At 64.9% G+C, this 12,619-nt stretch carries 9 protein-coding genes; 4 read left to right on the forward strand and 5 right to left on the reverse strand.

What is annotated here, in order from left to right; translation table 11 throughout:
• Window positions 1–66 precede the first annotated feature (66 nt).
• From P3G66_RS27400 to P3G66_RS27420, 5 genes are all read right to left on the reverse strand, one after another.
• Window positions 67–2,172 carry a 3-hydroxyacyl-CoA dehydrogenase NAD-binding domain-containing protein gene (locus P3G66_RS27400; protein ID WP_276117383.1) on the reverse strand — a complete coding sequence of 702 codons (2,106 nt, stop codon included), beginning with the start codon at window positions 2,170–2,172 and terminating at the stop codon, window positions 67–69.
• Window positions 2,173–3,393 carry a thiolase family protein gene (locus tag P3G66_RS27405; RefSeq protein ID WP_003942598.1) on the reverse strand — a complete coding sequence of 407 codons (1,221 nt, stop codon included), beginning with the start codon at window positions 3,391–3,393 and terminating at the stop codon, window positions 2,173–2,175.
• 161 nt (window positions 3,394–3,554) lie between these two features.
• Complete coding sequence (locus P3G66_RS27410; RefSeq protein ID WP_007732879.1) at window positions 3,555–4,844, reverse strand: ribonuclease D; 1,290 nt, start codon at window positions 4,842–4,844, stop codon at window positions 3,555–3,557.
• 11 nt (window positions 4,845–4,855) lie between these two features.
• Window positions 4,856–6,262, reverse strand: coding sequence for a wax ester/triacylglycerol synthase family O-acyltransferase (locus P3G66_RS27415; protein ID WP_276117384.1), 1,407 nt, complete (start codon window positions 6,260–6,262; stop codon window positions 4,856–4,858).
• Between the two features lie 60 nt (window positions 6,263–6,322).
• Window positions 6,323–6,913: a DUF3000 domain-containing protein gene (locus P3G66_RS27420; protein WP_003942604.1), complete on the reverse strand. Its 591-nt coding sequence runs from the start codon at window positions 6,911–6,913 to the stop codon at window positions 6,323–6,325.
• 198 nt (window positions 6,914–7,111) lie between these two features.
• Here P3G66_RS27420 and hemE point away from each other — a divergent pair, with 198 nt between their 5' ends.
• Genes hemE through P3G66_RS27440 form a run of 4 tightly spaced genes read left to right on the forward strand, consistent with a single transcriptional unit; the run spans window position 7,112 to window position 12,568 of the window.
• Window positions 7,112–8,179, forward strand: coding sequence for a uroporphyrinogen decarboxylase (hemE, locus tag P3G66_RS27425; protein ID WP_172827084.1), 1,068 nt, complete (start codon window positions 7,112–7,114; stop codon window positions 8,177–8,179).
• Window positions 8,176–9,537, forward strand: coding sequence for a protoporphyrinogen oxidase (locus tag P3G66_RS27430; protein WP_003942589.1), 1,362 nt, complete (start codon window positions 8,176–8,178; stop codon window positions 9,535–9,537). The genes hemE and P3G66_RS27430 overlap by 4 nt, the downstream gene beginning before the upstream one ends.
• Window positions 9,538–9,541: 4 nt before the next feature.
• Window positions 9,542–10,237: a hydrogen peroxide-dependent heme synthase gene (gene hemQ / locus P3G66_RS27435; protein ID WP_003942644.1), complete on the forward strand. Its 696-nt coding sequence runs from the start codon at window positions 9,542–9,544 to the stop codon at window positions 10,235–10,237.
• 54 nt (window positions 10,238–10,291) lie between these two features.
• A complete protein-coding gene (locus P3G66_RS27440; protein WP_064112891.1) occupies window positions 10,292–12,568 on the forward strand; it encodes a molybdopterin guanine dinucleotide-containing S/N-oxide reductase in 2,277 nt (758 codons plus the stop codon).
• Window positions 12,569–12,619 lie beyond the last annotated feature (51 nt).

Below are 12,619 nucleotides of genomic sequence, written 5' to 3' on the forward strand. Positions count from 1 at the left end.
ACCTGCGCAAACGCCACGGACGGCGTACCCGAAGGCACGCCGTCCGTGACGGGTCGATCGACTGACTCAGACGCTGGCAACACCAGGCGCGAGGAAGCGCTTGCCGTTGACGGCCTCGGAGGTGCCGGTGCGGTCCAGGTACGGCGTGATGCCGCCGTTCCAGAATCCGAATCCGCCGCCGAGCAGCAGGCAGAGGTCGATGTCCTCGGCTGCCGCCACGACGCCCTCGTCGAGCATGATCTGAATTTCCTCGGCAAATGCACGACGTGTGCGCTCGAGGACCTCTTCCGAAGTTGACACCTTGTCACCCTGCGGCCACAGTGCGGCGACCTCGGGGTCGACGGCCTGACCGTTCTCGCCCCAGGTCCACACGCCGGGCTTGCGGGCCTCGACGAGTGCTTCGAGTCCGGGTGAGCTCTTGAACCGGTCCGGGTACGACTCCTGCAGGGTCTCACCGGTGTGCAGTGCCACTGCGGGTCCGACGAGGGCCAGCAAGGTGAACGGCGACATGGGCATGCCGAGTTCGGCGATGGCATTGTCTGCGACGTCGAAGGGGGTGCCTTCGTCGACGGCGGACATGACCTCACCCAAGGTGCGGGTGACGAGGCGGTTGAAGACGAAGCCGGCCTTGTCGCCGCAGAGGACGGCGGACTTCTTCAACGACTTCGCGGTGGCGAAAGCCGTTGCGAGAGTGGCATCATCGGTCTTGCTGCCCTTGATGATCTCGAGGAGGGGAAGAACGGCCACCGGGTTGAAGAAGTGGAAGCCGACCACACGCTCGGGATGCTCGAGGCCGGACGCCATTTCCGTGATGGAGAGCGAAGAGGTGTTGGTGGCGAGGATGGTTTCGGGAGCAATGAACTGCTCGAGTTCCGCGAAGACCTTCTTCTTGACGTCCATGTTCTCGAAGACGGCTTCGATGACGAAGTCGGTCTTGGCGAACGCGGCCTTGTCGAGGGAACCGGAGACGAGCGCCTTGAGGCGGTTCGCAGCGTCGGGGGACAGGCGCCCCTTGCCCTGGAGCTTTTCGATTTCGGTGTGGACGTAGCCGACACCCTTGTCGATGCGTTCCTGGTCGATGTCGGTCAGGATGACCGGCACCTTGAGCTGGCGGACGAAGAGCAGCGCGAGCTGGCTGGCCATGAGGCCGGCGCCGACGATGCCGACGCCGCTGACCTTACGAGCGAGCGAGCGGTCGGGTGCTCCGGCGGGACGCTTGGCGCGCTTGTTCACCAGATCGAAGGCGTACAGACCCGCGCGGAGTTCGTCCGTCAGGAGGAGGTCGGCAAGAGCCTCGTCCTCGGCCGCGAAGCCCTTGTCGAGCGAGGCGGCATCGGTGATGTCGGTGCTGCGAGCCAGTTCGAGCAACTCGACGGCCTTGACGGCGCCGGGAGCGTTGCCCTTGGTCTTGCCGTCGACGATCGCCTTCGCACGAGCGATCGCGTCGTCCCAGCCCTGGCCACGATCGATCTCGGGGCGAGCGGGGGTCACTGTGCCGGCGAGGACCTGCGACGCCCAGGCGAGGGACTGCTCGATGAAGTCGGCGGAATCGAGAACGACGTCGACGACGCCGAGTTCGAGTGCCTTCTTGGGGGAGAGCACCTTGTTCTGGTTCAGCGAGTTCTCGATAACCACGGTGACGGCGTTCGACGGGCCGACGAGGTTGGGGAGCAACTGCGTTCCGCCCCAACCGGGGACCAGACCGAGGAATGCTTCCGGAAGACCCAGTGCGCCCGCATTGGCGGCAACCGTGCGGTAGTGGCTGTGCAGTCCGACCTCGAGGCCGCCGCCCAGAGCGACACCGTTAATGAAGGCGAACGTGGGAACGGACGACTCACGCAGGCGTCGGAACACCTTGTGGCCCAAGCGGCCCAGCTCGAGTCCCTGCTCACGAGAGGTGATCGCGGGAACACCCTTGAGGTCCGCGCCGGCGGCGAAGATGAAGGGCTTGCCGGTGACGGCGATGGCAACCGGGTTGGCGGCAATGGCTTCGTCGAGGGCGGCGTCGAATGCTGCGAGTCCGCCGGGACCGAAGGACGACGGCTTGGTGTGGTCGAAGCCGTTGTCGAGGGTGATCAGTGCAAACGGGCCCTCGATGCCGGGGACCGAGATGATCTTCGTGTAGGCGTTCGTCACGACCTCGTCGGCGAATGCTGTTGCAATATCAGACATTTAGTTAACTCCTGCCTGGTAGTCAGCGTGGTTCGGGTTCTCCCAGATGACGGTGCCGCCCATGCCGAGGCCGATGCACATGGTGGTCAAGCCGTAGCGCACGTCGGGGCGCGTCGCGAACTGGCGGGAGAGCTGCGTCATCAGGCGAACGCCCGAGGAAGCGAGAGGGTGGCCACACGCGATGGCGCCGCCCCACTGGTTGACGCGCGGGTCGTCGTCGGCGATTCCGTAGTGCTCGAGGAACGCGAGGACCTGAACGGCGAACGCCTCGTTGATCTCGAAGAGTCCGATGTCCTCGATCTTGAGGCCGGTGCGTGCCAGCAGCTTCTCGGTGGCGGGAACCGGGCCGATGCCCATGACGGCGGGGTCGACGCCCTGGTAGGCGAAGCCCACCATGCGCATGCCGACCGGCAGGCCGAGCTCGGCTGCGGTGTCCTCACCGGCGAGCAGTGCTGCGGTGGCACCGTCGTTGAGTCCGGCTGCGTTACCGGCGGTGATGCGTCCGGCCGGGCGGAACGGCGTCTTGAGCTTCGCGAGATCTTCGACGGTGGTTCCGGGGCGCGGCGGCTCGTCTTCGGTGGCCAGACCCCAGCCCGCGGAACTGCGGGTGGCGACGGGGACCAGGGTGTCGGCGATGAAGCCGGCCTTCTTGGCAGCGTCGTACTTGTTCTGGCTGTTGACGGCGTAGGCGTCCGTGCGGTCCTTGGTGATGGTCGGGAACCGGTCGTGCAGGTTCTCGGCGGTGTTACCCATCACGAGGGCGCTCGGGTCGACCAGGCGGTCGGCGAGGAAACGCGGGTTGGGGTCTGCGCCCTCACCCATCGGGTGGTGACCCATGTGCTCGACGCCACCGGCGATCACGACGTCGTACTGGCCGAAGCCGATGCCCGACGCGGTCGTGGTGACGGCGGTCATCGCGCCGGCACACATGCGGTCGATGGCGAATCCTGGAACGGTTTCGGGGAGACCGGCGAGGATCGCAGCGGTGCGGCCGATGGTCAGGCCCTGGTCGCCGGTCTGCGTGGTGGCTGCAACGGCAACTTCGTCGATCCGTGCGGGATCGAGCTGCGGGTTGCGGCGAAGCAGCTCACGAATCGCCTTGACGACGAGATCGTCTGCGCGCGTGTCGGCGTACATGCCTTTCGGGCCGGCCTTGCCGAACGGGGTGCGAATGCCGTCGACGAAGACGACGTTGCGTTGGTTGTTTGTGGATGGAGCCACGCGAATTCCTCCTGATGGAGCTGCCCACCGCACCGAAGGGCGGTGAGACGTTGGTTCGGCGATCACGGCCAGGCGTCCGGCCTCGTATCGAGCGTACTACTGCCCATTACTGACCGGTAACTTAACGTGCCGAATTGCTCCAACCTCACACCGGGGTCAGGTCAGGATTCCGGCTCTTCCACTTCGGGCTCGGCCGGGACCACGGAGTTCAGTGCCTCGGCGAGGACGGGAACGGTCAAAGTGCGTTGCCAGCCACGTGCGCCACCGGAAGTGAGCTTGGTCTCGATCGCACTCTCGACTTCGGCGATGTCCGAGTCGGGTTCCAGTTTCCAGTCCCAGCACAGGCGCCTGACCAGGTCGGGTTGGAGCAGATTCTCCACGGGCACCGAAACCTCTTTGCTCAGGTCCGACAGTGCTGCGCGCGCCGCGGTCAACCGATCAGCCGCCGCTGGATCCTGGCGGGCCCAGCGGCCGGCAGCGGGCGGCCCGACGATGGGCGGGGTTTTCGGCGGAAGCTCGCTGTCGGGGAGCCTGCGCGCGGCTTCCAGCGCGTCCATCCAAATACGCGAATACCGGCGTTGACGTGGTCCGCCGAAGACGGGAAGCGAGCGGAGCGCATCCAGCGACCGAGGATCTTTGAGAGCGGCATCGATGATCGCGGAGTCAGGAAGAACCCGACTCGGAGACACGTCGCGCTTGCGTGCGAGATCCTCGCGCGCCTGCCACAGCGCCCGTACCGCCGCCAACTGACGGGTGGTCTTGAGTGAGGTGATGTGCGACGTACGACGCCAGCGGTCCGGTTTGGGCTTGGGCGGGCCGGCCAGACGGATGTACTCGAACTCTTCCTTCGCCCACTCGAGCTTGCCTTGGGATTCGAGTTCGGCTTCCATTGCGTCGCGCAGTTCGAGAAGCACTTCGACGTCGAGGGCGGCGTAGTTCAACCAGGCGTCCGGCAGCGGACGTGTCGACCAGTCCGCAGCCCCGTGCCCCTTGCGAAGTTCCACTCGCAGGGTTCGTTCCACGATCGCGGCGAGTCCGACTCGCTCGAACCCGGCCAGTCGTCCGGCCAGTTCGGTGTCGAACAGCTCGGCCGGCGTCAGGCCCAGTTCGGCGAGGCCGGGGAGATCCTGATCGGCAGAGTGCAGCACCCATTGCAACGGGTTGATCACCTCGGCCAACGGCTGCAGGTCTTGCGCTGTCGGAATCGGGTCGAGCAGGAACGATCCTGCTCCTTCGCGCCGAAGCTGGATCAGGTACGCCCGTGCCGAATAGCGGAATCCGGATGCGCGCTCGGCGTCCACGGCGAGCGGGCCGTGGCCGGAGGCCAGCGCGGCCGCGGCGTCGGCGACACCGGCGGCAGTGGTGATGACGTCCGGAACTCCGTCACGCGGAACGAGCAGCGGAACTACGTCGGAGGTGGGCTCGGTTGCATCATCGGTGACTTCGGACATGGTCACTGACTCTACGTCGCAGTCGGGGCCGGGGTTGTCACCTCAGCGTCGAACAGTTCGTCGAGTGCGGCTCCGAAACCTTGCGCGAGCTGGTCCAATTCGGGGGCCAGATCGGAGCAACTGACGATGCCGACGTCGAGTTTTCCGTCGAGAGACATCACCGTCACGTTGAGACCTGCTCCGTGAAAGATCGGGCCGAGCGGGAACATTCCCTTGATCTGGGCACCGAGGAAGTAGAGCGGGACCGGCGGTCCAGGCACATTCGACACGACCAGGTTGGACACGACGGGGTGACGCTCGGCGAGTTTGAGCGACGAGTACACGCGCATGGCGGCGCCGAACACCGCCGGCGAAGCGAACTGCGACCAGTCCTGGAGCATGTTCGCGCCCAGAGCCTCGTTGTGGTTCTTCGAGGTGGCGTTGTAATCGCTGATTGCGTGCAGGCGTTCGACCGGATCGGCGATCTGGGTGCCGAGTTGCGTGAACATGCCCGAGATCTGGTTCGTGCCCGGACGATCGGATTTGCCGTGGACCGACACCGGCACCATGGCGACGAGGGAGTCCTCCGGCAGTTCGTCCCGGTCCTCCAGATACTTACGCAGTGCCCCGGCGCAGAGCGCGAGAACCACGTCGTTGACCTTGACGCCGTGACGGTCCTTGACGGCTTTGACCTTCGCGAGATCGAGTTGGCTGAACGCGACGTTGCGGTGACCGGTGATCGCGCCGTTGAACGAGGTCCGCGGCGCGGTGAACGGAGCAGGCATCGCTTCACCCTTTCGTGCACGCGTCACCCACTTCGGGAGCATGGCGATTCCGCCCGGGACCAGACGGGCAATTCTTGCGGGCCGGGCGATGACGGCCATGAGTCCGCCGATCGCGATGTCCAGCGTTCCCGCGTCGCCCGCACCCTGTGCTTTGGGATCCACGAGCGCCGGTGAATCCGGTTCGAGACTGCACAGCTGAGCCAGGATGTTCGCGCCGGTGACACCGTCGGCAGCGCTGTGATGGATCTTCGACATGACGGCGATCTGTCCGTCGGCAAGTCCCTCGATGACCCACATCTCCCACAGCGGTCGGGAACGATCCAGCGGTTGGCTCGCGATGTGTCCGGCGAGCTCTGCCAGTTCCGCGTGTGTGCCGGGAGCAGGTACCGCGGTCCGATGGCAGTGCCGCTCGATGTCGAAATCGTGATCGTCGACCCACACGGGGTAGTCGAGATTGAGACGGGAATCTTTGAGTTTGCGCCGGAAGGTCGGCATGGTGGCCATTCGCGAGTCCAACTCGCGAAGCAGCTTCCGGTAGTCGTAGCCGCCCGGGATGGTCGTGGGGTCGAGCAGGACAAGTCCACAAACGTGCAATAGCTGGGTCGGTGTTTCCAAGTAGAGGAAGGTCGCGTCGAGTCCGCTGAGACGTTGCATGACTCATTCTAGAACAGGTTCTAGTATTTTTCCGGGGGAATGCTCAAACGAATAGCAGGGTCAGTCGTTCTGCCGCGACAGCGTGGTTATCCCGGCAGGCGGAAGCCCCGCCGCGTACGCGAGAACCTCGCAGAAAGCCTCGACGTGGTGAGCCAATTCGGACGAAGTTGCAGTCCAGGACGCTCGCAACTCCAGTTGATGGGCTCGCGGAGGCCCGGCGATGTCGCCGTACCGCACGGAAGTTGTAGCTGTGACCGTACCGCCCAGGGCCACAAAAGGTTCCGGTCCGGCCTCCAAAGCGTCCACCAGCCAACTCCAGGCTACTTCGGGAAGTAGTGGATCCGCGGCGACGGCTTCGTCGAGATCGGCCTGGATGTACGCCACCAACCGCATGGTGCCGTTCCACGCCTCGTCGCCGTCCGGATCGAACAACAGGATCAGGCGGCCGAAAGCGTCACCTTCGGACTGCTCGGCCACGACGTCGGAGTCCGGGTGGAGAACCTCGGCCCCCACCGCGTGGCTGTACGGAGCGAGACGCTGCGGCGGGCGGATGGGACCGACCTCTATCTCGGGCCGAACCCGCGCAGCGGTCATCGCCTCCACGGCGGCACGGAACTCGGCCGGGTCGGCTGTCGATCCGGATGTCGTCACAGGTCAGGACGTTAGTCGGGGATGCGGGCGGGGAGGTGGAGGCGCGCCGACCGAGTGTGGCTCGGGTGTGTGGCCGCTCACGAACCGCTCGGGTGTCCGATCCCGAGTGTGGGACGTGGCAGCATTGAGTCGATCGAAGACACACGTTGGCGGAGAGCGCGAGGACTGATGAGCGGGTTGGACAACATGAATTCAGGCATTACCGGGTCGGCGGAATACAGCGCTCGGCGAGTCTTGCCCGACGCACCGTTGCTTGCCGCGGCGACCGGACGCACTCCGAGTCGACGGCCGGTGTGGTTCATGCGTCAGGCCGGGCGTTCGTTGCCGGAGTACCGCGAGATCCGCGCCGGGATCGGCATGTTGGAATCTTGTTTCGATCCGGCGCTGGTCTGTGAGATCACGATGCAACCGGTGCGCCGTCACGACGTGGACGCGGCAATCCTGTTCTCGGACATCGTCGTTCCACTCAAAGCCGCAGGAATCGATCTCGACATCGTTGCCGGCGTCGGACCTGTGGTCGCCAATCCGATTCGCTCCATCGCCGACGTTGCAGCACTCCCGCGACTGGTCCCCGAAGAGGTAGGCGCAATCGCGCAGGCCGTTCGGCTTCTCACCACCGAGTTGGGCTCCACGCCGCTGATCGGCTTTGCCGGAGCGCCGTTCACTCTGGCGTCGTATCTGGTCGAAGGTGGTCCGAGCCGGAACCACGAGAAGACCAAAGCGCTCATGCACTCCGATCCGAAGACCTGGCACGCGTTGCTCGGAAGTTTGGCCGACACCACGATCTGCTTCCTGCAGGCGCAGCTCAAGGCGGGCGTCGACGCGGTCCAGCTGTTCGACTCGTGGGCCGGCGCGCTCTCGCTGGCCGATTATCGGGAATTTGTCCTGCCGCATTCCGAGCGAGTGTTCGCCGAGGTTGCCGCTGCCGGCGTCCCGCGTATCCACTTCGGTGTCGGCACCGGTGAACTTCTCGGCGCGATGGGGGAGGCAGGCGCCGACGTCGTGGGTGTCGACTGGCGGATTCCGCTCGACGTCGCGGCTGGTCGTGTCGGTCCGGGTAAGGCGCTGCAGGGCAATCTCGATCCCGCCGTACTGTTCGCGGGCCCCGAGGTGATCGATCGTGAGGTGCGCCGGATCGCCGCCGAAGGGGACCGCGCGATCGAGGCCGGTGCCATCGGCCACATCTTCAACCTCGGCCACGGAGTTCTTCCCGACACCGATCCCACGGCGATCACCGCGGCGGTGGAGCTGGTGCACTCGCTGTGACGACCAATCGGCCGTCGGTCGCGGTGATCGGAGGAGGAATCTCCGGTCTGGTTGCCGCGTACCGGCTTCGGCGCAGTCTGGGCTCCGAGGCCGACATCACGATCGTCGACGACTCACCGCGACTGGGCGGGAAGCTGCGAACGATTGATCTGGGCGGTGGCCCGATCGACATCGGTGCCGAGGCGTTCATCGCCCGTCGGCCGGAAGTTCCTGCGCTTCTCGCCGAGCTGGGTCTGACCGATCAGATCGTCTACCCTGCGGGGCTGAGCCCGTTGATCTGGTCTCAGGGATCACTGAATCGGTTGCCCACCGGAACCCTGATGGGAATCCCGGCATCGGCGGAGTCGGTGAGAGATCTTGTCGACGAGCAGACCCTGGCTCGCATCGCCGCCGAGGCCGGCGTCCCGCTGGAGTGGACCCGCGGTTCCGATTGCAGTGTTGCCGAACTGGTTTCACAGCGATTCGGTGATCAGGTGGTCAGCCGATCGGTGGATCCGCTTCTCGGTGGGGTGTATTCGGGGCTGGCGGAGACCATCGGCGTGCGTGCAGCTTTGCCGACACTCGCTGCGGCCCTCGATGCGGGCTCTCGGAGCCTCACGGATGCAGTCGCAGCCGCATTGCCGACGCCTGCGCCGGGGCCGGTGTTCGGAGCGCTCAGGGACGGGTACGGCATCCTGCTCGATGCGCTGCAGCAGGCCGCCGACGCGACCTTCGTCCGTGGCGAGGCTTCTGGGTTGCGCAGCGACGGGGCTGGTTGGAACGTCGATCCGCTCGGAAGCGTCGACGCGGTGATTCTGGCCGTCCCGGCGCCGCGCGCGGCGGCGCTGTTGGCCGGAGTCGATGCGGATGTTGCGAGTACCGTCGCTCGGATCGAACTGGCGTCGTCCGCGGTGGTGGCGCTCCGGTTGTCCGGGCAGGTCGAACTTCCGCAGAATTCAGGGATCCTGGTAGCCACTGACGCCGACCTGACCGCCAAGGCGTTCACGCTGTCGAGCCGAAAGTGGACACACCTCGCTGATCGCGGTGAGCACCTCGTTCGGGTGTCGTTCGGTCGATTCGGTGCATCGGAGATCGTCGACCGGCCGGATGGTGAGTTGATCGACTTCGCGCGCGCCGATCTCGAGACCGTGACCGGAATCACCGAGGAGCCAGGCGCGACCTTCGTACAGCGGTGGCACGGAGGTCTTCCCCAATACGCCCCAGGTCACACGGAAATCGTGGCTGAAATCGAGTCCGGGATGACGCAGTTCGACGGCCTCGCCCTGGCCGGGTCGTGGCTGCACGGCGTCGGGGTTCCGGCGTGTGTCGCAGTCGGCACGACGGCGGCTACACGGATATTCGAGCGAGTGGCACGATAGACCCATGGCACGCCTTGATTTCGACAAACTGAACTCTGAAATCCGTTACCTCATGTTCTCCGTGTTCCAGGTGGAACCCGGTGTGCTGGGCGATGATCGGGAAGCTGCGGTCAAGGACGCCCGCTTGTTCTTCGAGGGTCTCGAAGACAAGGGCGTCGTGGTTCGCGGGATCTACGACGTCGCCGGCCTGCGCGCCGACGCGGACTTCATGATCTGGACCCACGCGGCCACCATCGAGGAACTTCAGGCCGCGTACGCGGATTTTCGTCGCACCACCGTCCTCGGACAGGCCAGTGCTCCCATCTGGAGCAACTCGGCGGTGCACCGCCCCGCGGAGTTCAACAAGAGCCACGTGCCCTCGTTCATCGCGGGTGAGGATCCGGGCGACTACATCTGCGTTTACCCGTTCGTCCGCTCGTACGAGTGGTACCTGCTCCCCGACGAGGAGCGTCGCAAGATGCTCGCCGATCACGGTATGGCTGCTCGTTCGTACAAGGACGTTCGCGCCAACACGGTCCCGGCCTTCGCCCTGGGGGACTACGAGTGGATTCTCGCGTTCGAAGCACCCGAGCTCATTCGTATCGTCGATCTGATGCGCGATCTACGTGCCACCGAAGCTCGCTTGCACGTTCGCGAAGAGGTGCCGTTCTTCACCGGCCCGCGCGTGGACATCGAGAAGCTGGTCCTTTCCCTTCCCTGATCTGCTTCGAAAGTAGTTCCTGTGACAACTGCACCGAACCGGCGTCGTCAACACATGTCCCATTGGGGAATGTTCACCGCCGAATCGGTCGCCGGCGAGGTGACCGCCGTGCATCCGTACGAGGGTGATGCGAATCCTTCGCCGATGCTCGGGAACCTCGCCGGTTCGGTGCGCAGTCGGGCTCGTGTTTCGGGCCCGGCGGTGCGTCGGGGTTGGCTCGAGAACGGGCCGGGTCCCAGCGACCGACGTGGAGCCGACGAATTCGTCTCGGTCTCCTGGGACGAACTGACCGAACTCCTCTCGCGTGAACTGCGTCGCGTGGTCGACGCGCACGGAAACAACGCGATCTTCGGCGGCTCGTACGGCTGGGCCAGCGCCGGCCGATTCCATCACGCGCAGAGCCAAGTTCACCGATTTCTGAATCAGCTGGGTGGATACACCAAGTCAGTTCACAGCTACTCGCTCGGTGCCACCGGTGTCATCATGCCGCGTGTGGTCGGAACGCACTGGAAGTTGTTCGCGCGCTCCACGTCGTGGGATGTCATCGCGAAGCACTCCGATCTCCTCGTCTCGTTCGGGGGAGTGCCGATCAAGAACACCGGAGTCAATGCCGGTGGTACGAGCGATCATCCGACGCGCGGGGCGCTCGACGCGTTTCGTGCCCGCGGCGGAAAGATCGTCTCCTTCAGTCCGTTGCGTGACGACGTCGAGGGTGACTGCGAGTGGATCGCACCCGTTCCGGGAACCGACGTTGCAATCATGCTTGCCCTGGCGTTTGTCCTGGCGTCGGAGGACCTGCACGATCGCGATTTCCTGGGCCGTTTCTGCGTCGGTTACGAACGCTTCGAGGATTACCTGCTCGGACGTTCCGACGGTGTACCGAAGGATCCGCGCTGGGCGCAGAAGATCTCCGGTGTGTCGGCGGAGTTCATCACCGACCTGGCTCGGAGAATGGCGTCTGGCCGGACGCTGGTGACCGTCACGTGGTCGTTGCAACGCATCAAACACGGTGAACAGGCACCGTGGATGGGCGTGACACTCGCAGCGATGCTCGGCCAATTCGGGCTTCCGGGTGGAGGTTTCGGGCACGGCTACGGTTCGATGAACGAGCCGGGTCTGGCTCCGGTGCCGTATCCCTTGCCGACCTTCTCGCAAGGTGTGAATCCGGTGTCGGATTTCATTCCGGTAGCCGCGATTTCCGACCTGCTGCTTTCGCCCGGGGAGGAGTTCGATTACGACGGCCGACGCTTGACCTATCCCGACATCCGGTTGGTCTATTGGGCCGGTGGCAATCCGTTTCACCACCATCAGGATCTCCCGAGGTTGCGACGGGCATTTGCGCGTCCGGACACGATCGTCGTTCACGATCCGTACTGGACGCCGATGGCCCGCAACGCCGACATCGTTGTCCCGTCGACCACCTCGCTCGAACGAAATGACCTGAGCTGCACTCGAAACGACCCGCTTCTGGTCGCGATGCAGCAGGTCGTTCCACCTTTCGAGAACTCGCGTGACGACTACGACACGTTTGCCGCTCTGGCTTCTGCGCTCGGATTCGGGGAACAGTTCACCGAGGGGCGATCCTCACAGGAGTGGATCGAGCATCTCTACGGTCAATGGCGGCCGTTCGTCGATGCAGACGGCGGCAACACACCGACGTTCGAGGACTTCTGGGCAGAAGGGCACTACCGGATGCGAACCGAAGACAACCTCGTGCTCTTCGGTGACTTCCGTGAGAATCCCGAGAAATATCCGCTCTCGACTCCGAGTGGGAAGATCGAGATCTTCTCCGAGACCATCGAGTCCTTCGGCTACGACGACTGCGCCGGCCATCCGCGCTGGTACGAGCCCGACGAGTGGCTGGGTGGACCGCGAGCCTCGCAATTCCCGCTTCACTTGATCGCCAATCAGCCCAAGACGCGGCTGCACAGCCAACTCGATCACGGCGCTGCGAGCCAGGCGTCGAAGATTCAGGGACGCGAGCCGATTCGTATGCACCCCGATGCAGCGGCCGCGCGCGGCGTCTCGGCAGGAGACGTGGTGCGCGTGTTCAACGATCGCGGGGCGTGCCTTGCTGGTGTGATCGTCGACTCGGACTTGCGGAGCGACGTCGTCCAACTGTCCACCGGTGCCTGGTACGACCCGCTCGATCCTGCCGATCCCGACTCTCTGTGTGTGCACGGCAATCCCAACGTTCTGACACCGGACGTCGGCACGTCGTCACTCTCGCACGGGTGCACCGGCCAGCACGTTCTGGTGCAGATCGAGAAATTCGACGGGGCCCTGCCGCCGGTCAAGGCATTCGATCCGCCCGTGCTTCGTTCACGCTGACGGAACCGATCGGCCACCTCTCGCGTCGAACCTCGTGAGCGCCTGAATCAG

The organism is Rhodococcus sp. C3V, from assembly GCF_029269915.1.
GTDB classification, from domain to species: Bacteria; Actinomycetota; Actinomycetes; order Mycobacteriales; family Mycobacteriaceae; genus Rhodococcus_F; species Rhodococcus_F qingshengii.

Coding starts and splice junctions, on each gene's coding strand:
- P3G66_RS27440 (WP_064112891.1), top strand. CDS start 10,292: ATGTCCCATTGGGGAATGTTCACCGCCGAATCGGTCGCCGGCGAGGTG.
- hemQ (WP_003942644.1), top strand. CDS start 9,542: ATGGCACGCCTTGATTTCGACAAACTGAACTCTGAAATCCGTTACCTC.
- P3G66_RS27400 (WP_276117383.1), bottom strand. CDS start 2,172: ATGTCTGATATTGCAACAGCATTCGCCGACGAGGTCGTGACGAACGCC.
- P3G66_RS27415 (WP_276117384.1), bottom strand. CDS start 6,262: ATGCAACGTCTCAGCGGACTCGACGCGACCTTCCTCTACTTGGAAACA.
- P3G66_RS27410 (WP_007732879.1), bottom strand. CDS start 4,844: ATGTCCGAAGTCACCGATGATGCAACCGAGCCCACCTCCGACGTAGTT.